The organism is Nocardioides sp. Leaf285 (assembly GCF_001422955.1).
In the GTDB taxonomy this organism is placed as follows: Bacteria; Actinomycetota; Actinomycetes; order Propionibacteriales; family Nocardioidaceae; genus Nocardioides; species Nocardioides kribbensis.
Genome location: NZ_LMNH01000005.1, coordinates 25,478 through 48,111, shown reverse-complemented (window position 1 = coordinate 48,111; position 22,634 = coordinate 25,478). Strand labels below are relative to the sequence as shown.

Below are 22,634 nucleotides of genomic sequence, written 5' to 3'. Positions count from 1 at the left end.
GCACGGCGAAGGCGCCCTGCCCGGCGTGGGCAAGGCGCCTTCGCGCGAGATGGCCGCGATGGTCAGCGGGACACGACTCAGAAGTCGTCCACGCCGCCGCCGGAGTACGCCGGGGCGACCTGGGGCTGCGCGACCTGCGGGGCCTGCTGGACCTGCTGGACCTGGGGCTGCGCGACCTGGGGCTGCGCGACCTGGGGCTGGGCGACCTGGGGCTGGGCGACCTGGGGCTGGGCGACCTGGGGCTGGGCGACCTGCTGCGGGGCGGCGTAGCCGCCGTTCTGGCCGCCCTGGGTGTTGTCCTGGCGCGGGTTGGCGGTGATCTGGGCGCTGGCCCAGCGCAGGTCCGGGCCGACGGCGGAGGCGATGAACGAGAGGCGCTTGATCTTGACGGGGACGACCTGGGCCTCGTTGTTCGGGTCCTTGCGGAACAGGTCCTGCTCGTACTGGTCGAAGCGACCGATGACCAGGAGGCGCTGCCCCCGCTTGGCCGAGGCCACCAGGTTCTCGCCCAGCGTGCCGAACGCGGTGACGTCGACGAAGGTGGTCTTCTCGCTGTCGGTGCCGCGCTCGCCCTCGTTGACGGCGATGGTGAAGGTCGCGCGGTTCTTCCCGGACTGCTGGCCGGTGCGCAGGATGGGGTCCGCGACGAGGTTGCCGACGAAGGAGGTGTTGTTCATGGGCTTGCGCCCCTTCTGCTCATGCCACGAGGGCTCTGGATGAGGGCCGGACCAGGGTGGTCGGGCCCCGACGAAGGGGCAGCGTTCCCGCTGCTTGCCTTCGAGGTATCTGTGCCGCCGCGCGGATCACGGGCGACGAGAGGGGTCGCGCCGGGACTGCATGGCTAGTCCACCGGCGGTCCCCGGGGTGCTCAGCCCTGCGCGGCCTGGTCGTGCAGGACCTGGCGACGGAAGGCGCCGATGAGGTCGCCAGCGGTGTGGACCGAGTGGGCCGAGAACGCCTCGACCAGCAGGTCGGTGGCGAAGAGCACCGAGTTCAGGGCGGTACCCGGCGTCTGACCGGACAGCAAGGCACGCACGGCCTCGGTGTCGTTGCTGGCGTGCGCCTCGAAGAGCGCCAGTCCGGAGAGGATCGCGTCGTACTTCTCTGCCGCGGTGTCAGGCACGAGCACCTCGACGGGGTAGGTGGTCGACTCGATGGCGGACTGCGCGGCGGGGCTGGGGGTGGTCACGGGTTTCCTTCCGTCCCGGAGGCACCGGGCGGTTCAGGGGCGATCGCCTGAGGCGATCGTCGTGGGAGGTGGGGGAGTGCTGGTGGTGCTGGTGCTGGTGCTGGTGCTGGTGCTGGTGCTGGTGCTGGTGCTGGTGCTGGTGCTGGTGCTGGTGCTGGTGCTGGTGCTGGTGCTGGTTCAGGCGTGGACGGGGCCCTGCTGCCGGTTCGTCGGGGCCAACTTCGAGGTCTCGTCGACGGTGATGGCCGACTCGATCTTGTCGCGGTGCTCTCGTCCGTGGTGGGCGCAGAAGAGGAGTTCGCTGGCGGTGAACTCGGCAGCGATGAAGGCCTGGGCGCCGCAGCGGTCGCAGCGGTCGGCAGCCGTCAGGGAGCGGCGGGGCGTTGCATTCGGCGACTCCGCGGTCGTGAGGCCGGGGGCGGTCTGCGTGGTGGCGGTCATGCCAAGAAGGTGTGCGGCACGAAGACCGGAGCGCACCCGGGGCGCGACGGCGGCGACTCAGGCCGTGGCAGGTGCGTCAGCGCCGCCATCGGTACGACGCTGCGCGTGGTCGAGGTACAGGTCGCGGAAGCGCCGGATCTCCTCGATGTGGCAGCCCACATCGTCCATGGCTCGATGCGACTTGGACTCGTTGACGTCGGTCAGCATCGAGCCGGTGCTGACCAGGTAGTGACGTCGGGCGGCGCCGATGTCGAGCGGGGAGTGGTACAGCCTGGCGGCGAGGGCTGGCATCTGGACGCGGATCATCGGCAGGTCCAGCCGCCCGACACCCGACCCGGCGAGGGTGACACCGCCTGTCGGGGCATCGTGGGCATCGAGCAGGTCGACGAGATCCCGCTCGACGGCCCGAAGGGTCGGCAGCCCGGGCTGAGCGAGGTCGTCCAGCAGGCCAGAGCCACGGTGCATGGCGTGGACGAACTCGTCCGCCTCGATCCGACGCCGACCGTAGGCGTTGAGCCGCACCAGGGAGCGGAAGGTGAAGACCTGCTCCAGGTCGGCGGTCAGAGCCACGGCAGCGATCTCGACGATACGGTCACGCGACAGGTCGACCCCGGTGGTCTCCAGGTCGGTGACCAGGAACTGGATCTGTCCCGCCGGGGCGCAGAACCGTGCACGGGCGCTCATGCTTCGCATCGTGTCCGGCGCCACCGACAGCGCGCACGTGGCCGGGTCGGAGTCCGCCCGGGGCCGGGTCTGATCGGGCACGGTCGTCTCAGTGGGCGTGGGCCAGGACTCGCTGTTGGTCACCCTGAGCCTGGAGCAGCGGCTCGGGCGTGCGCGGGAGGGCGGGGCTCGGGACGTGCCCTGCCGCGGGTGAATCAGCCTCGGCCAGGATCGCGGCCTGCGCCTTGGAGTCGAAGAGTCGGACGCGGGTGCGGGCAACCAGCGACCTCGGCTCAGCGTCGGAGACCGAGGGGAGCCGAATGGCGGGCTCGAAGTTGAGGTGTTCGGCCTTGTGGTTGCGCAGGATGAGGCTGGCGCACTGCTCGGTCTTCGCCTTGACGATGAACAGGTGGCTCTTCGCGCACCCCAGGCAGTCCTTGACCACCTCTCGACCCAGTCGCGAGTCGAAGGTCTCCTCGGCCGGGAAGCAGACGCAGCGGGACTCGATGCAGAAGATGGCCCACATGTGGGGACCGGCCCAGCCGCGCAGACGGGTGATGTTGGAGCGGGACCCCACGACCGTCGCGTCGCCGCCGTACTGCGCCATGTAGGTCGACACCACGTGGTCGTCGTCCATCGCGAAGCCGGTCAGGGGGCTGGACCCGCCACGGAACCACAGGGCCTTGCTGGCCGGGGACGACGCGGGGGCCTGAGCGGGAAGCGGGGAGGAGGAGACGACCAGAGGGGCGGCCGGGGTGGGCGCCGGGTCCCTCGGGGCCGTCTTCGCGGGCGTCTTGCTGGTGGTCTTGGGCGTGGTCTTGGGCTCGGTCTTGGGCTTGGCGGCCGTCTTGGTGGGGGTCTTGGTGGGGGTCTTGGGCTGTGTGATGCCGCCCGCCTCGATCTGGCGCTTCGCGTTGAAGACGTGGCGCATGAAGGACCCTCCGGCACTTCGTCGGCGCGAGGTCGGCTGGTAGTTCAGGGCGTGGTGGGGGGCGTTGTCCACGTCGACGGGGACGACCTGGGAGGCGATCAACTCGGTCTTCTCGATGTCGCGCTCCTGCTCGACGGTCTCGATGTCACCGTCGGCGTTCTCGACCTGCACCTCCTTGGTCACCGTGATCACCGAGCGGCGGACGTCGCCGCAGATAGTGACGATGTCGCCGACGTTGAGCGTGATCCCGGCCCTCATCCAGCCCTCGTAGGTGGAGGGGAAGACGATTCCATCGATCGTCTCGGTGATGCCCTGGAGGGCGAACCTGGCCATCATGTCCCCGCGCCTGGTGGCCTTGGGGGTCCACTCGACGAGCAGGCCAGTGACGTTCTCGCCCTCAGCGGCGTTGCTGGAGACGATGTCGTCGACCAGGCGGTGCGCCTTGGAGTAGGACTCCCCGGTCTCGCTGTCGACGGTCAGTGCCACGTCGTGGGCGGCGAGCACGTCGCGGTAGATCTCCAGGGGCGAGGCGCCCGTGGTGACACCGAGGCGGATCCGCTCGCGGTTGGCGCGCTCCAGGTGACCCCACTCGGCCTCGGGTACCGGCAGCGCGCCGCCGTCGGCGACCGCCCGCGCGATCATCATGTGACCCAGGCGCGGACCGAAGCAGTCGAACGCGCCAGCCTCGATGAGCCCCTCGACGGCCAGGGCGCCCAGCCGCGACAGGGTGGGCTTGCCGTCCTTGTCCTGGCCCGGCACCCGCACGCGGGCGATGACGTCGGCCATGGAGGTGTAAGGGCCGTTGGCTTCGCGCTCGGTGACGATGTGGGCGGCGTTGCTGCCGACGTCGCGGATCTCGGCGAGCCCGAGGCGCACGACGAGGTCTCGGGTGGGGTCGGGCGAGGTGTGCAGGCGCGAGAGGTTGATGTCGGGGGCGTCGACGGTGATGCCGTCCTGGCCCAGGGCCTTCAGCGCGGGCAGGCGCTTCTTGGCGTCCTTGGTGGTCGACAGGATCGCCGCACCGTACTGGGTGGGCCAGGCCGCCTTCAGGTAGGAGGTGACGTAGGACAGTTGTCCGTAGGCGACGGTGTGGGACTTGTTGAACAGGTAGGCCGCGGCGGCGTTGAAGGTGATCCAGACGGTGTCGAGGGTGCGTGTCTGGAAGGCGACCTTGGGGGTGCCGTCGGAGCGCTGGGTGGAGGTGCCCTTGGCCATGAAGATGACCTTCAGGGCGTCGATCTCCTTCTGCTTCTTCTTCGACACGGCCTTGCGCAACTTGTTGCGCTCTGCGGCGTCGAAGTCGGCGATGGCGTACGACAGCGCCATCATCTGCTCCTGGTAGACGATGGTGCCGAAGGTGTCGCCGAGGACCGAGGCGATGACGCCGCGTTCGGCCTCGTCGTTGGTGTAGATCGAGTAGTCGACATCGGCGCGGTTGTTCTTGCGGTCGGCGTACATGAGGTGCATGTCGGCGCCCATGGGGCCGGGCCGGTACAGCGCGAGGGTGGCGGAGAGGTCGGAGAACTCGGTGGGGGCCACGGACTTGATGAGGTCGGTGATGCCGTCGGACTCCAACTGGAAGATGCCCTGGGTGCGCCCCTCGCGCAGTAGGGCGTAGGAGTCAGCGACACGGCGCTGGCTCATGTCGTTGGGGTGCGGGAGGGCGTCGGGGTCGACGATCTCCCCGGTGGTGGTGGCGATGTGCTCGACGGCGGCCGCGACAACGTCGAGGTTGCGCAGGCTCAGGGCGTCCAACTTCAGCATGCCGAAGTCGTCGATGTCGGCGCCGTCCCACAGCGCGACGGGGACTCCGACGACCTCCCCGTCCTTGCGCAGGTAGCGCATGGGGATCAGGGAGGTCAGGGGCTCGTTGGAGATGATGACGCCCGCGGCGTGGATGCCGACTCCGGCCGAGACGTCCTCGAAGGAGCGGGCCAGGGATACGACCTTGGCCACGTCGGCTGCGGAGGCGACGCGGGGGATGCCGTTCTGGACCGCGGCGCGGAAGGGGCCAGCCTCGGGGTTGGCGACCGGCAGGCCGGTCGTCTCGTCGCGAACCTCCTCGAAGAGCATGGCGAAGGTGTGCGGGGTGCCCTGCTTGACGGGGACCAACTTGGCCAGGGCATCGGCCAAGGCGACGGGCAGTCCCAGGGCGCGCGCGGCGTCCTTGATGGCCCGCTTGGTCTTGGCGTTCTGGAAGGCGCCGATGCGGGCGACGTACTCCGTGCCGTAGCGGGCTGCGGCGTAGAGGTAGACCTCGTCGCGGCGCGCGGACTCGAAGTCGACGTCGATGTCGGGCATGCCGACGCGCTCGACGTCGAGGAACCGCTCGAACAGCAGCGCGTTCTCCAGCGGATCGACGTTCACGATGCCCAGGCAGTAGGAGTAGGCCGACCCCGCGGCCGAGCCTCGACCGGGACCGACGCGGATGGGCTTCTTGGCGCCGGGCTCGCCGAGGGGGAACTCGGCGTTGGGGTAGCCGCGGTCGGAGCGGCACCACTCGATGACGTCGTCGACGATGAGGAAGTAGTCCTCCAGCCCCATGCCGGTGATGACGCCTTCCTCGAAGGCCAGGCGCTCCTTGATCTCGGGGGTGATGGTCCCGTAGCGCCTCTTGGCGCCTGCGAGGACCCGCTCGTGGGCGTAGAAGGCGGAGGCGGTCTTGAACCGGCGCTGCTCGGCGTCGGGGCCGGACAGTTCCCATCGCTCGACGGCATCCTGGGGCACCGGGAAGGTCGGCAGCCGCAGGGCCTGGAAGGGGATCACGCCGTAGGGGTGGTCCTCGTCGATGCCCTGGATGCGCTCGGCGATCACGACGGTGTTGTCGATGGCGCGCTGCCAGGTGGGGGCGTTGGGGTAGATGGCGCGCATCTCGGCCTCGGTGCGCATCCAGTAGCCCGAGCCGTTGAAGCGCCAGCGGTCCTCGGTGTCGACGGTGATCTTGTTGCCGCGCTGCTGCTCGCCGACCACGAGCCAGGCGTCCTGGGCGTGGCAGTCGCAGGAGTCGATGAAGTGGGAGTCGTTGGTGGCCACGACCTCGACGCCCGCCTCGGCGGCCAGGGTGGCGAGCATCTTGATGTGCTCGCGGCCCTCGCTGGCCAGGCCGTGCTCCATGATCTCGACGTAGACGTTCTCGCGTCCGGCGCACTCGATGAGGCGGCGCAGGTTCTCGCGTGCCGCTTCCAGCCGGGCCTGGTCCCAGCGGACCTCGACGACCGCGCCGGTCTCGTCGCGGATGTCGGTGCGGGCCATGGCCACGTGGGAGGCGACGGGGCCGCCGAGGCAGCCCGAGAGGACGATGAGACCCTCGCTGTGCTGCTTCAGCAGGGCGTAGTCGATGAGGGGCTTGTAGTAGAAGGAGTCCTCGGCGGCGTTGGTGATGCGGCACAGGTTGCGCCAACCGGTCTCGTTGCCCACCAGGATCGTGAGGTGGTTGTTGGTGTTGCGCTTCTTCTTGCCCGACTCGGCGTCCATGCCCTCCTTGGCGAAGCGCGCGAAGCGGACCCGGGGGTCGTCCCACTCCATGACTCCGACGCCCGGGTCCTCGTCGGTGCGGTCGGAGCCGTCGGGCACCAGGGCCAGGTAGGCCTCGTAGCCCAGGATCGGCTTGATGCCGCCGTCCTTGCACTCCTTCACGAACTTCCAGGCGCCCGCGGTGGTGCCGTGGTCGGTCATGGAGCAGGCGCTCTGGCCGTCGGCGACGACGGTGGCCACGAGGTCGCCCAGGCGGCTGATGGCGTCCTGGGGAGAGAACTCGGTGTGGGTGTGCAGTGACACGTAGCCGCGGGTGGCGCGCTGGCCGGTCGAGACGTCGTGACCCACGGCCCCGTGCGGGGCGCCGTGCGGGTCGTTGGTGCTGACGGGGTGCTCGGGGTGGGTCACGGATCTCCTGTGCCGCCGCCGCGCGGGCAGCGGCGGGATGACCCGGGATGCCTGGGGATGCCTGGGGGCGGGCGTGGTCCGGGCAGGGTCGTGGCGCCGGTGGGTCAGCGCGGGCAGGCTCGACGGGGCGTCCGTGCAGCACGCCACCGGGGCGTCCAGGGAGGGGTCAGCGCCGCCCGAAGAGCCCTCGGCGACGGGTGGCCTCCGTGGGCCGGGTCTGGTCTGGGGTGGCTTGGGCCGGGTCGAGGATGTAGCGCTCGACCCACTGGCTGGAGGTGATCTGCTCGTTGCTGTTCGTGGCCAGGCTGCGGGTCAGGGCTGCCGGGGGCCGCGATGAAGCAGATCGCGGGGCGGGAGCGGCGGAGTAGGAGACCTGCCCCGCGGTGTCGATGGTCATGTGCTGGTGTCCGGAGCCGCTGGAGACCTTCACGACGAGGACGACCTGCGTGTTCATGGCGTACTCGCACAACGCGTAGACCGCGTCTGCGAGATCGGGGCGCTCTCCCACGACCATGCCCTCGATCTCCACGACGAGCGCCGAGCGAAGGCCGCGGGAGATCGTCGCGGTCTTGGTCGGGGCGGGCATCAGGAGGTGACCTCCTGAGGCGGGGCCGCGTGGAGGCTCTCCAGGACCGGCCAGTAGGCCTCGCGCATCGTGTAGCAGCGGTCAGCGAGGGCTTCGAGGACCTGGTCGTGAAACGTGGCGTCGGATCCGTTGTCGAGCAGCGCGCTGTAGGCGCGCATGAAGAACGCTCCGTGCCCCTCTGCGGTAGGAGAGGTCGAGACGCCGGAGTCGGTGGACATCGGCACCTCGCCGAGGAGCGCGACCGAGGTGGCGCACAACGCGGTGGCCAGGGCGTGCACGTCGGTGAGCGCGAGCGGGAGGTTGGTGGCCGGGTCGGGCTGTCGCAGACGACTGGCCTCGCTGAAGATCTCATCGGCCGTCAACGCCCAGGACGACTCGCGCACCGGTTCGAGCAGGGTCAGGGCGTCAGCCAGCGCCCAGTCGTGGGGCTGAGCGGGGTCGAGGGGGTTCAGGAAGTGCGGCGACAGGTCGATCCCGTCGAGGGCCGTGTCGGGGGACCCGTCGAGCCACTCCTCGATACGGCCGAGGTCGAAGTCGTTGGTGATGTCGATGCCAACCTCGGAGAGCACGTCGAGCCAGGTCGCGCTCTCGGCGTCGTAGAGGCCGCTGGCTTCGAGTTCGAGTGCGACCCGGATGATCCAGACCTCGTCGCTCTCTCGCACCGGCTCGCCGGTGATGTCGTCGGGGTAGGTGTAGCGACCGGCGACACGGTTGGGCAGCCACATGAGGGGGTGCCACATCATCTCGGGTCGCGTCCCGGGCCAGCGTCGCGAGCCGGGGTTGAGCGAGGCGAAGTTGTAGATCGGCAGCGGCGTCGGGCACAGGGGGCTGATGAGCAGGGAGTCGCTGGAGATGCCGGAGTCGGCCGCGAAGCGCGAGAGGCGCTGGGGGGCGAGGAGGGAGGTGTCGGCAAGCAGCAGCGCTGTGCCGGGGCCGAGCAGGTGCGGGCGACGGGTGATGCTCATGGGAGGGGATCCTTTCCGGCGACCGGTCGGCAGGAGGTGGCGGGGACCGCGTCTCGTCGGACCATGCGCACAACCCTCCCACCGACCACGGGGTGCTCCGGCTGGGCCTCGCGCGCGGGTCTTGCGCATGGTCCTGGGCATGGCGAACAAGGCGAAGAACAAGGGTGACGCGGCGGAACGCGAGGCCGTCGAGGTGCTGCGGCAGATGTGCCCGGACCTGGTGCGCCCCTCTGCGATGCGGATGCTGGGCGCGGGCCGCAAGGACGACATCGGCGACCTGCGCGTCTTCGACGACGTCTCGGTCCAGGTGAAGTGCTTCGCTCCCGCCTACATGGCCAACGGGCTGCGCGAGGCCGCCAAGGGCGCCTCGGTCCAGCGCGGCAACGCGATCGCGCAGGGCTTCGACGTGCCGTTCGCCCTCGGCATGATCCCCATCCCGCGCCAGCCGACCAGCGGCGCGGTGCGGTGGCTGGCCGCTGTCGAGAAGTGGCCGGTCGACCTTCCCTGCACACCGATCCGGTTCACCGTGGCGGCGAAGTTGCTGACCTGGGTCAAGGACGACATCGGGCCCATCGGCTACCTGGCCCACCCCCGCGAGCGCCGCATCGCCACCCACGGGCTGTCGCTGACCGACACCGTGCTCGTCGCGCCCGTCGAGGCGTGGATCGCGGCCTACCGCGAGGCGACCCGGCGGCCCGCACCTGAGGGCGACCTCGGGCTCGCGGACGCTGCCTCTGGGCCGCTGCTGTCGGTAGTCGGGGGCGAGCGGGTAGACGAGGGCGTCATCGCGCAGTCCGTCGCGCTCGGCTGAGAGGTGCACCTCGGCCCCGCCCTGCGCCCCTAGGGGACCAGGGCGGGGCTCTCAGTCCAGCACTAGGTGCAGCAGGCACCAGGCCAGCACGGTCAGCGCTCCCAGGGCCAGCGCCAGTTCGCCGAGCGTGTCGACTGAGACCGGCACCCCCAGCGTGGCCAGGGAGCCGTTGAGCGTCGCGTAGAGCCGCTCCATCATCGGTAGTCGCCCAGCAGCCCCGTAAGGACCAGCGCCTCCTCGGAGGCGTCCCACCGTGCCTGCGACCCCCCGGAGGAGTCGGGGTGGGAGACCTTGCGGGCCCGGCGCAGCAGTCGGCGCCGGTCGCTGTCCTCCTCGGGCCAAGCCAGCGTCCCTGTGGCCGCGAGGAGGAAGGCTCGCGCCTGGGCGACCTGGGGTTCGAGGGCCGCGGGCGGCGTCGCAAGGTGCTCGCGGAGACCGTCTGCAGCCTCGGCGCCCTCCGTAGCCCGAACGCCCCGATCAGGCTGGTCGATCCGGTCGGGCTCAGACGTCCCCGCTGGCAGGACGGGACCGCGGCGGTGCCTGCCTCGCTCGACGGTCGGAGGGGCCACGGATCGGGGCGGGACGGAGGAGTCGGCCGAGGCGCGTGCGGGGCCCGGCGACGGCGCCTTGACGGGGGCGACGGTGACGACGGGCAGTTCCTCGATGGCGGGTCGTGGCCGTTCGATGGTGATCAGGCCACGGCGCTCCTTCGCCGCGGGCGCGGGAGGTGTCGTGGGGTCGAGTGAAGGGTTGGTGCCGCTGGCGTCGGCGAAGGGGTCCCACGTGCCCGCCATCACCATGCCCGGGTCGGTCGCAGTGACCGCGTCCTTGCTGTTGCGTGCTCCCGCCATGCGGCGCGAGCGGTACGAGCCCAGTGCCATGATCCGCTCGCTCCCCTCAGTAGTCGACGCGGCCCGAGCCGCCGCCGGGGTAGGAGACGGAGTCCGCGATGCTGCCACCGGACCGGGTCAGGGTGACGGTGTCGCCGGAGTTGTTCCAGACGTGCCCGTAGGAGGCGAACAGGTCGGTGTCGGTGGCCTTGCCCGAGCCGGAGTGGATGCGCACCACGCTCCCCGCGGCGAGCGTGAAGGTCGGGAAGGTGAAGGTGTGGTCGGCGGCATCGCTGAGGATCCAGCCGCCCATCTTCACTGCCGCGCTGGAGGGGTTGCGAAGCGCCACGACCTCGGCGTTGAGGTTGGACTCGTCGTCGGAGCCGGGCGGGTCGTAGACCACCGAGGCGACCTTGACCGCGCCGCTTGCGTTACCACCGGCCGTCCCGCCCCCGGTTCCGCCGCCCGTTCCCGCGGCGTCCTTGACGATCCGCGCGCGTCGCACGGTGATCTTCTTGTCGGGGCAGGAGGTCAGCGAGTCGCGCAGGAAGGCCCGCTCTGCGCGGTCCACGCTGAGCGACCAGCGGACCTTCACCGTGACCCAGTCGCGCAGGTAGCGGCACTGCTGGTGCTCGGGCATCCACTCGGAGGGGTCCTGGTCGGACTTGCTGCGGTTCGACGAGGCGCTGACGGCGATGAGGGAGCGGGGCTCACCCAGGTCGTTGGCGAACCTTTCGCGGGTCTGGTCGTCCCAGGCCCGAGCGCCGGAGTCCCAGGACTCGGCCAGGGCGACGGTGTGGTCGATGTCCAGGTCGGAGGAGTCTGTGAAGGTCTGGTCGTCGTAGTAGGAGTGCCAGGTGGCTCCGGTGACGTCGCAGCCCGGCCCGGCGCTCGCCGTGGAGCCGCCGAGCGACTCCGCCGCCAGGACCTCCTCGCGGGTGTCGCAGCCATCGGAGTCGGCGTCGACCCAGTGGGTGAACTCCTCGCGCTCGTAGCCGTCGCGGACCTCGGCGCCTCGACGCAGGGCAGAGACCGCCTCGCTGTAGCGGCCGGTGAACTTGGCTGCGCGCGCGAGCGGCTCGACGTCGGGCCGGGCCGGGCCTGCGGCGGGCCGGGCTCCGGCCTGGTCGGCGCTGACGGTTGCGCTGACGGTCGTTGCGCTCCCGATCTCCCCGGGACCCTGCTGCGTCGTGGCGGCGCAACCTGCGAGCGGGAGGAGGGTGGCCATGGCCGCGGGCAGTGCCACTGCGACGGTGGCGAGGCGGCGGCGAGAGCCGAGGGCCGGGAAGGAGCCGAGAGGGGCGGTCACGCCGGGGACCATGCGCAACCCGAGGGATCCGGCCGCTCCCGGCGTGGCCTCGGGGTGCTGGGAGCGCGTTGACCCGTTGCCGCACACCTGTTCTTCATGACGACGCAGCCTACGGACTTCGAGCAGCCCCGCGATCGAGGCGGACGGTTCGCCACCTTCCGCTCTGCCGAGGCGGCGATCTCCCTGGTGCCGCCGCTGCCGCAGTCGATCGAGCCTGCCCCCGTGCGGTCGGTCTCGGAGGCCGAGGTGTCCGCGGCCTACGAGGTGGCGAACATGCTGGTGGCCTTCCGAACCGGCGACGGATCCTTCTGCGAGCCCGCTTCCCAAGACGACGTGAGCGAGATGCTGCGAGCGCGGTTCGGCGCCCTCTCGGACCGTGACTTCGATCGCCACATGGCCACGATCGGCGCTGCTGCGGAGGTGTGCAGCGTGATGGAACGCGCCTGCATCGAGCCTCACGAGACCGAGGCATGGCGCGAGATCGCCGAGGGCCTCGGGGTCGAGGAGACCGACTACCCCACCCCTGTCGAGGAGTGGGCTCCGGGCGACCCCTACACCGACTGGGCGGACTACTGCGAGGCAGTCAACGCCGAGGCTGGCCTGCGCCTCTACGAGGCGGTCAGGTCCCTGGCGCACGCCGACGCCGAGGGCTGATCCCGTGACGGCTCAGTCGAGCCACTGGACCGGGCGGTGCCCGCGGCTCCTGTCGCTGTCCGTCTCGGTCTCTTCCTGGGCCAGGGCCTCAGCCTCGTCCAGGGCGCGCGCGGAGGCGACCTCGTGCGACATCTGCAACGTCCGCAACGAGGTGCGGTAGCGGCGCCACACCCACGCCAGGTAGCCCGCGCCCGCCAGCATGAGCAGCGTCCACACCAGGTAGGCGACCGTCACGGCGGTCACGCTCACCGCGAGGGGAGCGAGGCCGTCGAGCGACCCGATGGCGTCGGAGGCGAGTTGGGAGGCAGCGGGGGGAGTCACGACCCTGCTGTGCCAGCGGACCCACGACGGCGCCGGGGCGCGGCCTAGGGCAGTTGAGCCGCAGGCTCGGGCGTGGGGCGCGCGGGAACGGCCGGAGGCTGCTCGTCGAGGATCCCCGGGCGGGTCGGCGGGCACAGGAGGGTCGGCTGCGGCGCCGTGGGACCGGACGGACCACTCTCGGTGTCAGGCTCGTCGGGTGCGGGCGGCTGCTCTGCGGGGTCGGTGGGGCTGCTCGGGTCCACCGAGGGGTCCTGCGGCGGATCAGGGGTCGGAGGATCGACCGGCTCATGCGGCTCGGTGCGGCATGCCTCTCGCTCGGCACGGTAGGTCATGCGCGCTGTGTCCCGTTCGTCGAGGAACGCCACACGCGCGGCCACGGCGGTCTCCCAGTCGGCGTAGGCGGCGTAGTAGCGGGAGCGGGCCTGTTCGACCACTGCCCAGGCGGCTCGCACCTCCGCGACCTGCTCGACGTAGCGCACCCACGGGCCCACGAGATCGAGGTAGTCGGCCCAGGCTGCGTAGAAGACGGTCTTGGACCGCTGCCACGCCGCCCACCGTCGGTTCAGAGTCTGGGTGGTCTGGGCGACCGACGCGTTGAATGCTGTGTCGGCGCGCTGCTGGTCGAAGGTGGGGGCGGACTGGCCGGTGAAGGCCCACCCGCAGCCAGGGCCGCTCGGGTCCTGGACCTGGCGGCCGACGTCGGCGACAAGGGTGGGCGCGACCGGCGCAACCGGCGCAACCGGCTGGGGGATCGGAGCGGGCAGGAAGGCAGGGGCCCGTGTCGGTGCGGGGAGCGGCGCCGACGGCAGGTCGCCTACCGCGGGCAGGGCGACTGGCGCAGAGTCGAGCGGAACGACGGCGCCGAGGTAGGTGGCCTCTGCGCTACGCGCGCGCGGCGTCCTGGCTCGCACCGGCACCTCGGTGAACAGGCCCCGGTAGGCGTCCCGGTCGAGGTAGGGGGAGCGTCGGGCGGCCTCGACAGGTGCGTCGGGGTCGAAGCAGGTGGTTGCGAGGGCCTCCGCCAAGACCTGGTCCAGGGTCGTGATGGCCGAGGCGTACTCCCCGGGATCCCCTGGGGTCCCGGACTCCTCGACCGCGACCGTCATCACGACGTCTCCTCGGCGCCACGTCAACGTGGCGGTGCGCGACGAATCGATGTCCACCGCGTCCACGCCGACTGGGACCGAGGCGGCCGAGACGGCGGCTCCCTCACAGGCGAGCGCTGCGGCCGAGAGTGCGGCAACGGCCGAGGCGCCGCCCCCGGCGGAGTAGGCGCGGGCGGTGAAGGTCACTGCGAGCGCCTCGGGCTCCGCGGTCACGAAGGCCCGAGACGAGGCCACCACCGGCGCCAGGCCGTTCTTCGGATCGCACCCGAACGCCAGCGACGGACTGCTCAGCGTCGAGGACGTGCGCTCATCGAAGCCCGCGAACGCGGGCAGGTCGACGTCCATCAGCGCCTGTACCACCTGCTCTGCTGGCACCGCTCGTTCGCCACTGACGAGACGGGGCGCAACCGGCCCGGGACCCGCGGCGACGGTCGCGGCCTGCTCGTCTCCTCCGAGAGAGATCCAGGGGACGACGCTGGCGACGAAGACGAACAGTGCGGTCGCTGCCGCCAGCGCCCCCACCAGCAGTGCGCAGATCGAGGCGGTCGTCCGCCTGCCTGCCCGGTGCGCCGAGTCGGAGACCGTGCGGCGCTGTGTCACGGCGACGTAGGCAGCCGTGTCATCGCTCGCTTCGTCGGAGGCGGAGGAGCGACGGTGGGATGGGTCGGCGGGGCTCACGAGGCCTCTGTGCCACGGCCACGGCAGCGGTCGATGCGCTGGCCTGCGCTGGCCTGCGCCGCCTCGGGCCACGCGGCACAGGAGCGGTGTCTCGCGCGCGGACGGTCTGCGGCGCGCCCCCTTCACGTTGGAGCACCCCATGGCAAGCACCATCCGCACCTCTGGCCGACTGAGCGGCCGCGCCGACGGCAGGCTGATCAGCACGCGATCGGCGCTGGCCCCGACGGGAAGGCGCGCAGGACGTCGCCGCGCCGTGCGGGGGCAGGCCGAGGGCCAGGGGGAGGCGGCGAGCGCCCGGAGCAGGCGGGAGCGTCGTCGCGAAGAGAGGGCCGCCTCGCTCACCGACCTGGACACGCTCCTCGGCTTCGCGGCCCCGGCCGAGCCCCTCGCGCCTCCCTCGCGGCGACGTGCCCTGGCGCTGGGCGTCCTCGGATGTCTTGTCGCCGCGGGTGTCGTAGCGACCACGATCGCGCCGCCGGTGGCGACGATGGCGCTGAGCGCACAGGCCGCCGTCGACTACTACGAGTCGCTGCCGAGCACACTGCCCGAGCAGCCGCTGCCGACCCGGTCGGTGATGCTGGCCGCCGACGGGACACGGATCGCGCAGTTCTACTCCGAGAACCGGGTCCCGGTGCGCCTGGAGGAGGTGCCGCGAGCGATGCGCGAGGCCGTCATCGCCATCGAGGACGCACGCTTCTACGAGCACCAGGGTGTCGATGTGAGGGGCACCGGGCGGGCCCTCGTCAACAACCTGCTCGGGGGGTCGACGCAAGGCGGCTCGACCCTGACCCAGCAGTACGTCAAGAACGTCCTGCTCAACGCCGCCGATGACGATGCGACCAGGGCCGAGGTCACCTCCCAGACCTCCTACCTGCGCAAGTTGAGGGAGGCGAAGTTGGCTCTGGAACTGGAGAAGAGCAGCACCAAGGACGACATCCTGGAGGGCTACCTCAACATCGCCTATTTCGGCGACGGGGCCTACGGCGTCGGCACGGCCGCGCAGCGCTACTTCTCCAAGGACATCGCCGAGGTGAGCGTGGCTGAGGCCGCACTGCTGGCCGGGCTGGTGAAGAACCCCACCGGCTACGACCCCACCGACCACCCGGCGGCCGCCCGCGCTCGCCGCGACGTCGTGCTGGGCCGGATGCTGGCTCTGGGGTCCATCGACAGACGCCAGTACCGCCGCGCCGTCGACGCACCGGTACGCCTCGATGTCTCCGAACCCACGAACGGCTGCACCGACTCTCGCTACCCCTTCTTCTGCCAGTGGGTGAAGCAGCAACTGGAGAGCGACCCGGTCTTCGGCCGTACTCAGGCCCAGCGCAACGAGCGGCTCTACCGCGGTGGCATGACCATCGAGACGTCGCTGGACCCCCGCGCCCAGGACATCGCGCAGGCCGCGGTCGACGGCGCGCTGGGCCGCGACAACCGAGTCGCGGCCGCGGCGGTCACCATCGAGCCCGGCACTGGTCGAGTCCAGGCGATGGCCCTCAACCGCACCTTCGGAGTTCCCCGTCCGGGCCGCTTCGACAAGACCGAGGTGCTGCTGCCGGTCATGCCGTCCTTCCAGCCCGGCTCGAACTTCAAGCCCTTCACCCTCGCGGCCGCGCTGGAGCGTGGCTTCGACCCGGCGACGAAGATCTACGCTCCGCCGACCTACTCGCCCCCGGGCCTGTCTGCGCCCGAAGGCGGATTCGCCAACTTCGGGTCGGCGGCCACCGGCAACCTCGATGCCCGACAGGCGGTGGCCCGCTCCTCCAACACCTGGTTCGTGCGTCTGGAGGAGCAGACCGGCGTGCTCAATGTGGCCTCGATGGCCGAGCGGCTGGGCATCACCAGTCTCCCGCGCACCGGGGAGCGCGCCATCACCGCCGCAGACGCCGCCCTCACCCTCGGCGTCTACGAGGTCTCCCCGATGGAGATGGCCGGTGCCTACGCCACGTTCGCAGCCAGCGGAGTGCACTGCACCCCGCTGCCGATCGACGCCATCACCGGTCCCGACGGAGGCGGGGTGCAGGTCCCGGACCGCGACTGCCACCAGGTCATTCCCGCATCGGTGGCCGACACGGTCGCCAGCATCATGACCGAGACCATCGACGGGACAGATCCCTCACGGACCGGCGCCGAGCAGTCGATCGGTCGGCCCGTAGCGGGCAAGACCGGCACGACGCAGGACAACGCCGCGGTCTGGTTCTCGGGCTACACCCCGCAGTTCGCCACCAGCGTGTGGGTGGGCGACCCCCGCGGCGGGTTCGCCTACCCCCTGCAGAACTTCTACGCCTACGGCTCCTTCGTCCCGCGGGCCTACGGCGGCCTGGTCGCGGGTCCGATCTGGGAGGAGATCATGCGCGGGGTCCACGAGGGGCTGCCTGTGCAGCAGTTCCCCACCCCGTCCCAGACGGTCACGATGGGCAACGTGGCCCCAGACGTGCGGGGCATGAGCCTCGACGCTGCGTTCCGCTCGCTGAGCGAGGCCGGTTACCAGGTGCGCCTGGCCCCCGCCAACGCGGAGCGAGACGAGGTACTGCCCGCCGACGTGGTGGCAGTCCAGGTGCCTGCGGGAGGGTCGTACCTGGGGCTGGACTCGACGGTCACCCTGACCCTCAGCGCGGGATCGGACCGTGAGGTGCGACTGCCGCAGGAGCGCTAGACCGTCCGGTCCGGGCCGTGGCGGCCGTGGCGGCGTTGAGCCAGGCCAACTGTCGACCGATGCCCAAGCCCTGCATCGGTGCCTCGTGGGTCCACGCAGGAGGTAGGCGCACGGTGACCGTGCGGTAGGTGGCGCCCGCCAGCAGGACCAGGTGTAGCGGTGCGGCTGCGTCGAAGCGAGAGATGAGCGAGGCCACGACTCGGTCCACCCACTCCCAGATGGGCGGGCCGGTCCGGCGGTCTCCGAGGCGTGTGTCGTAGGGCGCCACGACGGTGTCGGGGTGCAGCAGGGCGTGCTCGGCCGACAGGACCAGCCACTGGTCGCATGTGGCCTCCGCGAAGGTCACCGACTTGCGAAACAGGGCCCCGGTGTAGAGGTCGCGCGCCGAGCACGGCACCGCTCTCTTCGCCGAGCCGCATCCGATCAGGGCGACCCGGGCAGGAGCAGCAGGCGCCGCTGGTGGACCGGGGTCCCCGCGATCGAGCATGAGGCGAGTGAAGCAGAGCGCGCCGACAGGGCAGCACCGGCAGGACGCACCCTTAGGGGCGTGCGTCTCGCCGTTCGGCGAGGAACCGGCGGGCCTGCTCCAGCGAGGGGTAGGAGCGCAGCGACCCGATCTGCCCGGCCCGGTCACCGGTACTCATCCGCATCGGGGCCACCTGGGCCTTGGCCCACTCGTAGACGGCCACGAAGTCCTCGGTGAGGAAGGGGCGGTGAGGGGAGGTGGGGTCGCTGAGCACATCCAGGAGCGCGGCCCTCGCCACCCTCGTCGCGCCGCGGTCGCCCCACTGCTCGGCGGAACGCACCTCACCGCGGGCGCGCGGGGAGGTGGGGTCCTCATCGGTGTAGCGGAACGGGTCCGGCTCGGGGGTCTGGTCGGCGATCACCAGCCGCGGGTCGCTGTGGCTGGTGGGCAGGTTGCCGCTACCGGCGGTCAGCGGGTGACCGGGGCGCCACCATCGGGGCTCACGCGCAGGCGTCGGGCCCTCAGCGGAGGCGGGGTGCTCGCTGAGCAGGGAGGGATCCTGGTGGGACTCCACGACGGCGTGGGAGTCGACGAGGTCGGCCCACAACTCCTTCTGCCTCGTCGTGCACGGCTTGATGGTGTGCGCGCCGATGTGGAGATTCACGTAGGCGACCATCTCGGCGATCTCGGCCAGCAGCGGGTCGGTGGCCAGACGGGCCGGGTTCACGTCGGGCTGGTCAGCGGGGCGAAGCGGCATCACAGGCCGCCATCGGTGAGCAGCGCCCAGGCCTGGTATTGGGTGAGCCAGCGCTGGCGCTTGGCGGCATCGGCGGTGGGGTCGATGAGCGCTACGCGCACGCCCGTGCGGGAGAGGCCGGATTGGTACAGGCACAGGGACCGGCTGCCCGGGCCTGCGCCGATGCGTTCGATGACCAGGGTGCGGGGGTCGCCCTCCAGAGCGCTCCAGCGACACGACTTGCGCACCGCGAACGTCGCGAAGCGCCACTGGCTGGTGTTGAAGTCGGTGCCGCTCTGGTCGGCCCCGTCGCGCGTGGATGTCGCGGGGGTGTCGTTGCTCATGGCTGCACCGTGTGCGGCGCAAGGTCTCGACTGCACCGCGATGGCGGGCCCGTCGCGGTGCCGGTCAGGGGTGGACGGCCGCAAGACCGGCGACCAGTGCGCCGATCGTGAGCAGGTCTCGACCCGTGGCCTGCCGTGCGCCCGCGGCATCGAGCAGGGTGCTGACGTGCGTGGCGACCTCGTCGAAGCCGCTGGCGCGATAGCGACGGTGACGGCGGGGCAACGTCTCGTTCTCGGCCGCCTCCCACTCGGCCGCGACCTCCAGGGCGTCACGGATGGCCGCGCGGAGCGAGGCGTCGAGCGGGGTGTGGTCGGGCCAGGCGTCGAGGACGGCGAAGACGGCGGCGTTGGCTGCGTCTCGGCCCTCGGCGCGGGCGCGGCGGCGCTGGTGGAGGCGGTCGGTGAGTGGCATGGGTCCTTCGGGCTATCGGCGGCAGGTCACGCTAGCGGCTCCCGGGCGGAGGCTGGCGGCTACGTGCCGAGCCGGGGCGGTGAGCCCAGAAGATCACCCCAGGGGGTCTGGTCGCGGATCAGGTCGAGCAGCCAGGTAGGCGCGCCGGGTGCGCGGCTGCGCCCCAGGAGCGCGTCGAGAGAGTGCCATTCGGCGGAGATGGCGTGGGCGAGCCCGCGCCGTTGCGGTGTCTCGGGTGAGTCGAACGGCAGCCCGCCGACGTGGACGCGCAGGTCGCTCCAGACCACGGTCTCGACGATGCCGTCTGCGGTCTGCAGGTCAGCGGGGCGGCCGGTGGCCAGGACGATGACGAAGTCGGGCAGGAACTGGCCCCATCCGGGCAGGTGCCCGTCGAGCAGCAGGTGGCGCTGCTCCTGCGTCGACAGGTCGTAGACACCGCCGGTGCGGGTGCGCCAGTCGGCGAGTTCGAGCCTGATCTCGCGCGAGACAGCGTCGCGACGCACCGAGACGACGCCCGGTGGGGCTGCGGCGGGACCGGGGTTGCTCACGAACGGTCCTGTGCCTCTCGGGACCGCGCGGTCGCACGGTCGCTGGCGGCCGCGTCCCGGCGCCCGACGAGGCGGCTCAGCAGGCGGCGTCGGGCTGCTCGGCGGTCCTCGCGTCGGTTCTGCCGGTCTCGACGCTCCTGGTCTCGGTGGCGGGCTCGCTCGGCTTGCAGGTGCTCGTCGTGGGACGCATCGAGGATGTCGCGGAAGGGGGCCCCGTGGCGCGCTTCGAGGATTTCGATCCAGTCGTATTCGGTGTAGTGCCCGCGGGCGGTGCCGAAGGTGAAGGGGCCTTCGGTGCGTATCCGGGCACCCAGGTCGGGGTCGGTGCCGTGGACCCAGCAGGTGCCGGAGGCCCACGAGGTCCGCCACCACGATGGAGCGGTGGTGGGGCCGCCGTCTCCCGCGTCCAGACCAGGCTGAGACCCGTCCTGCTCCTTCACGGCCAGGGAGGTCTCGTCGTGCTCCCAGTAACCGGTGATGCTGCGGCAATCGGTGAGCGCACCCCGGGGGTCCAGGGTGTGGCGGGTGACGCGGACCAGGTCGCCGGGCTCTGGCTCGGTGGTGGCGTAGACGGGGAGGTCGCGCAGGTGGCGGTCGACCAGGCTCCCGTCGACCAGCCGGGAGTCGAAGAGAGCCTGGGTCAGACGCTCGGCAGTGGCCGGGTCGAGGTCGGGCTGCTCACGCCTCAGGAGCGCGGCCACGAGGGCTGCGACGCTGAGATCGGTGGCGTGGGGGACAGGCGTGGCGCGGGGCCACTCGCCGCGGCTCACGAGGCGACACCTCCGCGTCCCTCCGGGCCTCCGGGCGTGGTGGGTCCGGCGGGGCCCGTGGGCTCGGGGCCCGCGGCGGCCGCGACGATCGCGGTCAGTTCCTCCGAGCGCAGCACCGCCTCGGCCTTGGCGTAGGCGTGACGGCGAGCCTTGTCGCTGGCCCGGTCCCAGCGCCAGTCGCGACCGCCGTTGGAGCCCCCGAGGGCCCAGTCGCCCTCGTGGATGACCTTGGCCAGCGACTCCACGGCAGCGTCGTAGGCGGCGCGGTTCTCAGGTCCGCACAGGTGGGTGAGCATGGGGCTCCTCAGGTGGTGGTGGAGGGGTCGGGGCGGCAGGAGAGCAGGTAGTCGACTTCCATCGACTCGTACGTGGAGGCCTCGTCCCCTTCGCGTAGGGCCTGCAGGTAGGCCATGACGCGGTCGCGGGGCTCAGGCTGCGGGTAGCGGGACGACGGTGCGTCGTTGACGGCACCGATGACGTAGGAGGTGGAGTACCGCTCCTCGAACTCCATCGCTGCTCGTGGACCCCACCGGTGGTGGATGTGGCTGAGGACGCAGTGCCGGATGGGGCGGCCCGGTTCGGCGGGGGAGCGGAAGGTGGGACCTGCCCACCAGGCCTCGACGTCGGTGGCGGCGAGGTAGTCGAGGATCTCGGCCAGCGGCGGCAGATGTGCGCCGGGCTCGGTGACCGAGAGGCCCTCGGCCGCCGGTGCGGTGGTCCGCCAGGCCAGCCATGCCCTGGTCTCGGTGTCGGTGAGTCCGTAGCGCTCGCCCAGCGACCTGGCCAGGCGAGACGTGCGGGCCTCGTCGGTCTGGTGGGGGGAGCCCACGTTCAGTCCTCGCCCACGGCCCGAGTCGGCTCCGGCACGGTGCCGCCGCATCCGGGGGTCCTGCAGGTCTTGAAGAAGGTGGGGAACTGGGTCACGCCGCACACGGGGCAAGTGGCCTGGCCGCGGCCGTCGGCGTACTCGCGCAGGTCCAGCCAGCCGACCAGGTAGTAGCCCTCGGGGGTACGACGGCGGTCGATGAGGCGGACCGTCGCGCGGGTGACCGCGCCGCCCTCGTGCAGCAGCCACTCGAACGAGGAGACGTAGCCGGGGTCACCCTGGGTGCCCTTGCCGCGGGCTGCGGCGATGGCCTCCTCGACAGTGGTGAAGGAGCCGATCTCGTAGGTGCCGCCACGGCCTTCGGACTGGTCACTCTCGCCGTAGGCGACGAACCCCGTGGTGATGACGGTGGTTGCCCCGGTCGCGGTGATGGCGCTCATCGGTCCCCCGTCTCGGTGTCCAGGGCGTCGAGGGCGCGGGCGGTGTCGTGGTGCTCGCCGAACACCTCGACGTAGCCGGTGGCCCCGTGGGGACGCAGGCTCGGCGGTCGGCCATCAGCGCTGGCGCGTGTGCGCAGGTCCGTCAGGGAAGGGCCCGGACGTACCGGCGCGCTCCCCAAGGGGGCGATCGGGGAGCCGTCGAGGGCGCGGGCGTGCGGGCTGTCGGGGATCGTCCGCCAGACCGTGTCGCGATCAGCGAAGGAGCAGGCTCTCTCGCGTGTGCGACTGCCGTCGATCTTGATGAAGCGGACCTCCTCGGCCCGGACGCCGAACCGCCGGAAGCGCACGCGACCCGAGCCCGTGTTCATGGCTTCGCGCGAAGTGCGGTCCTCGAAGAGCGTTTCCCAGTCGCTATGGCCTCCGGTCCGCTGGGGGCCGGTGACGGTGCGCACGTCGTAGTAGCCCACGACGATGGGGTCGCCGGGGCCGGATGCCTCGTGTACCTCGGCAATGAGCCGGTAGAGCACGTGGGACACCTGTGCGGTGCCGCTGGGGGTTGGGTCGTTCACGTGGTTGCCGTGTGCGGCGTCCCGGCGTGGCCGCTCCCAGCATCGGCGGGGGGTTCGACCCAGCGGAGGTGGTACTCGACGTCGTACTCGGTGCCGTAGGGCCCGCTGTGGGTGGTCGAGTTGCGGCGGACCTCGACGTAGCGCACGGTCCCGTCGAGGTGGGTGAGTTGCTGGTCGCTGAGGTGGTCCGGCTCGCCGAAGGGCGCCAGCAGCCGCTCGTCGACGCCGATGGTCTCCAGGAGGTCGGCCAGCGGGCAGGACTCGACGCTGGCGTCGCACGTCTCGGGGTGACCCAGGTCGACGTCGAACTCAGCCTCGTACCAGGACGGGGAGCACCCGGACGGGCCCGGGACGACGTCGCGGTGCAGCACCGACAGCGTGACCGGGTGCGGGTCGGTGTTGTCGGCGCGACCGGGTGGTTCCGGGGCGAGGAAGCCCAGGTCGAGGAGCGTGGCTGGCGGGAGGGTGCGGCTGGTGGGCATGAGGGCGCCGTGTGCGGCGAGCGGG

26 protein-coding genes are annotated in these 22,634 nt (G+C 71.4%); 3 read left to right on the top strand and 23 right to left on the bottom strand.

Annotated features, from left to right (window positions below; all coding sequences use genetic code 11):
• Positions 1-77 precede the first annotated feature (77 nt).
• The 7 genes from ASF47_RS17815 to ASF47_RS17785 form a co-directional block, all read right to left on the bottom strand.
• Positions 78-677, bottom strand: a complete 600-nt coding sequence (locus ASF47_RS17815) for a single-stranded DNA-binding protein (RefSeq protein ID WP_056865384.1) — start codon at positions 675-677, stop codon at positions 78-80.
• Positions 678-868: 191 nt separating this feature from the next.
• Positions 869-1,189 carry a hypothetical protein gene (locus tag ASF47_RS17810; RefSeq protein ID WP_056865383.1) on the bottom strand — a complete coding sequence of 107 codons (321 nt, stop codon included), beginning with the start codon at positions 1,187-1,189 and terminating at the stop codon, positions 869-871.
• A gap of 177 nt (positions 1,190-1,366) precedes the next feature.
• Positions 1,367-1,630 carry a DUF7455 domain-containing protein gene (locus ASF47_RS17805; RefSeq protein WP_056865382.1) on the bottom strand — a complete coding sequence of 88 codons (264 nt, stop codon included), beginning with the start codon at positions 1,628-1,630 and terminating at the stop codon, positions 1,367-1,369.
• 57 nt (positions 1,631-1,687) lie between these two features.
• On the bottom strand, positions 1,688-2,314 hold the full coding sequence (locus ASF47_RS17800) for an exonuclease domain-containing protein (protein WP_162242291.1): 627 nt from the start codon (positions 2,312-2,314) through the stop codon (positions 1,688-1,690).
• 88 nt (positions 2,315-2,402) lie between these two features.
• A complete protein-coding gene (gene dnaE, locus ASF47_RS17795) occupies positions 2,403-7,106 on the bottom strand; it encodes a DNA polymerase III subunit alpha (protein WP_056865380.1) in 4,704 nt (1,567 codons plus the stop codon).
• A 166-nt stretch (positions 7,107-7,272) separates the two neighbouring features.
• Positions 7,273-7,692, bottom strand: a complete 420-nt coding sequence (locus tag ASF47_RS17790) for a hypothetical protein (RefSeq protein ID WP_056865379.1) — start codon at positions 7,690-7,692, stop codon at positions 7,273-7,275.
• On the bottom strand, positions 7,692-8,657 hold the full coding sequence (locus ASF47_RS17785; protein ID WP_056865378.1) for a hypothetical protein: 966 nt from the start codon (positions 8,655-8,657) through the stop codon (positions 7,692-7,694). Before ASF47_RS17785 ends, ASF47_RS17790 begins: the two co-directional genes overlap by 1 nt.
• A 139-nt stretch (positions 8,658-8,796) precedes the next feature.
• Between ASF47_RS17785 and ASF47_RS17780 the strand changes: the two genes are divergently transcribed.
• Entirely contained in the window at positions 8,797-9,468 is a 672-nt protein-coding gene (locus ASF47_RS17780) for a hypothetical protein (protein WP_156697999.1), read from the top strand.
• A 51-nt stretch (positions 9,469-9,519) separates the two neighbouring features.
• Here ASF47_RS17780 and ASF47_RS21230 read toward each other — a convergent pair whose 3' ends face one another.
• From ASF47_RS21230 to ASF47_RS21485, 3 genes are read right to left on the bottom strand one after another with little or no spacing between them, the layout of a single operon-like run.
• On the bottom strand, positions 9,520-9,666 hold the full coding sequence (locus ASF47_RS21230) for a hypothetical protein (protein ID WP_156697998.1): 147 nt from the start codon (positions 9,664-9,666) through the stop codon (positions 9,520-9,522).
• Entirely contained in the window at positions 9,663-10,349 is a 687-nt protein-coding gene (locus ASF47_RS17775) for a hypothetical protein (RefSeq protein ID WP_156697997.1), read from the bottom strand. The genes ASF47_RS21230 and ASF47_RS17775 overlap by 4 nt, the downstream gene beginning before the upstream one ends.
• Positions 10,350-10,365: 16 nt before the next feature.
• Positions 10,366-11,607, bottom strand: coding sequence for a lamin tail domain-containing protein (locus ASF47_RS21485; RefSeq protein ID WP_162242290.1), 1,242 nt, complete (start codon positions 11,605-11,607; stop codon positions 10,366-10,368).
• Between the two features lie 96 nt (positions 11,608-11,703).
• Here ASF47_RS21485 and ASF47_RS17765 point away from each other — a divergent pair, with 96 nt between their 5' ends.
• Positions 11,704-12,261 carry a hypothetical protein gene (locus ASF47_RS17765; RefSeq protein ID WP_056865374.1) on the top strand — a complete coding sequence of 186 codons (558 nt, stop codon included), beginning with the start codon at positions 11,704-11,706 and terminating at the stop codon, positions 12,259-12,261.
• Positions 12,262-12,273: 12 nt separating this feature from the next.
• On the opposite strand, the gene ASF47_RS17760 is transcribed toward ASF47_RS17765, so the two are convergent.
• Positions 12,274-12,582: a hypothetical protein gene (locus ASF47_RS17760; protein ID WP_056865373.1), complete on the bottom strand. Its 309-nt coding sequence runs from the start codon at positions 12,580-12,582 to the stop codon at positions 12,274-12,276.
• 44 nt (positions 12,583-12,626) lie between these two features.
• Positions 12,627-14,366 carry a hypothetical protein gene (locus ASF47_RS17755; RefSeq protein WP_156697996.1) on the bottom strand — a complete coding sequence of 580 codons (1,740 nt, stop codon included), beginning with the start codon at positions 14,364-14,366 and terminating at the stop codon, positions 12,627-12,629.
• Between the two features lie 487 nt (positions 14,367-14,853).
• Between ASF47_RS17755 and ASF47_RS17750 the strand changes: the two genes are divergently transcribed.
• A complete protein-coding gene (locus ASF47_RS17750; RefSeq protein ID WP_162242289.1) occupies positions 14,854-17,016 on the top strand; it encodes a transglycosylase domain-containing protein in 2,163 nt (720 codons plus the stop codon).
• On the opposite strand, the gene ASF47_RS22230 is transcribed toward ASF47_RS17750, so the two are convergent.
• The 11 genes from ASF47_RS22230 to ASF47_RS17700 form a co-directional block, all read right to left on the bottom strand.
• Positions 16,970-17,503: a DUF6884 domain-containing protein gene (locus ASF47_RS22230; RefSeq protein WP_442937586.1), complete on the bottom strand. Its 534-nt coding sequence runs from the start codon at positions 17,501-17,503 to the stop codon at positions 16,970-16,972. The genes ASF47_RS17750 and ASF47_RS22230 overlap by 47 nt on opposite strands.
• 52 nt (positions 17,504-17,555) lie before the next feature.
• Complete coding sequence (locus tag ASF47_RS17745; RefSeq protein WP_056865370.1) at positions 17,556-18,209, bottom strand: hypothetical protein; 654 nt, start codon at positions 18,207-18,209, stop codon at positions 17,556-17,558.
• A gap of 29 nt (positions 18,210-18,238) precedes the next feature.
• On the bottom strand, positions 18,239-18,562 hold the full coding sequence (locus ASF47_RS17740) for a hypothetical protein (RefSeq protein WP_056865369.1): 324 nt from the start codon (positions 18,560-18,562) through the stop codon (positions 18,239-18,241).
• Between the two features lie 64 nt (positions 18,563-18,626).
• A complete protein-coding gene (locus tag ASF47_RS17735) occupies positions 18,627-18,974 on the bottom strand; it encodes a hypothetical protein (protein WP_056865368.1) in 348 nt (115 codons plus the stop codon).
• Positions 18,975-19,033: 59 nt separating this feature from the next.
• Positions 19,034-19,522, bottom strand: a complete 489-nt coding sequence (locus tag ASF47_RS17730) for a hypothetical protein (protein ID WP_056865367.1) — start codon at positions 19,520-19,522, stop codon at positions 19,034-19,036.
• Positions 19,519-20,292 (bottom strand): hypothetical protein, encoded by a 774-nt coding sequence (locus ASF47_RS17725; protein WP_056865366.1) that lies wholly within the window; start codon positions 20,290-20,292, stop codon positions 19,519-19,521. Before ASF47_RS17725 ends, ASF47_RS17730 begins: the two co-directional genes overlap by 4 nt.
• A complete protein-coding gene (locus tag ASF47_RS17720; protein WP_056865365.1) occupies positions 20,289-20,588 on the bottom strand; it encodes a hypothetical protein in 300 nt (99 codons plus the stop codon). Before ASF47_RS17720 ends, ASF47_RS17725 begins: the two co-directional genes overlap by 4 nt.
• Before the next feature lie 8 nt (positions 20,589-20,596).
• On the bottom strand, positions 20,597-21,121 hold the full coding sequence (locus ASF47_RS17715; RefSeq protein WP_056865364.1) for a hypothetical protein: 525 nt from the start codon (positions 21,119-21,121) through the stop codon (positions 20,597-20,599).
• A 2-nt stretch (positions 21,122-21,123) separates the two neighbouring features.
• A complete protein-coding gene (locus ASF47_RS17710) occupies positions 21,124-21,558 on the bottom strand; it encodes a hypothetical protein (RefSeq protein ID WP_056865363.1) in 435 nt (144 codons plus the stop codon).
• Positions 21,555-22,085: a hypothetical protein gene (locus tag ASF47_RS17705; protein WP_056865362.1), complete on the bottom strand. Its 531-nt coding sequence runs from the start codon at positions 22,083-22,085 to the stop codon at positions 21,555-21,557. The genes ASF47_RS17710 and ASF47_RS17705 overlap by 4 nt, the downstream gene beginning before the upstream one ends.
• Positions 22,086-22,123: 38 nt before the next feature.
• Positions 22,124-22,609, bottom strand: a complete 486-nt coding sequence (locus tag ASF47_RS17700; protein WP_156697995.1) for a hypothetical protein — start codon at positions 22,607-22,609, stop codon at positions 22,124-22,126.
• Between the last annotated feature and the right edge of the window lie 25 nt (positions 22,610-22,634).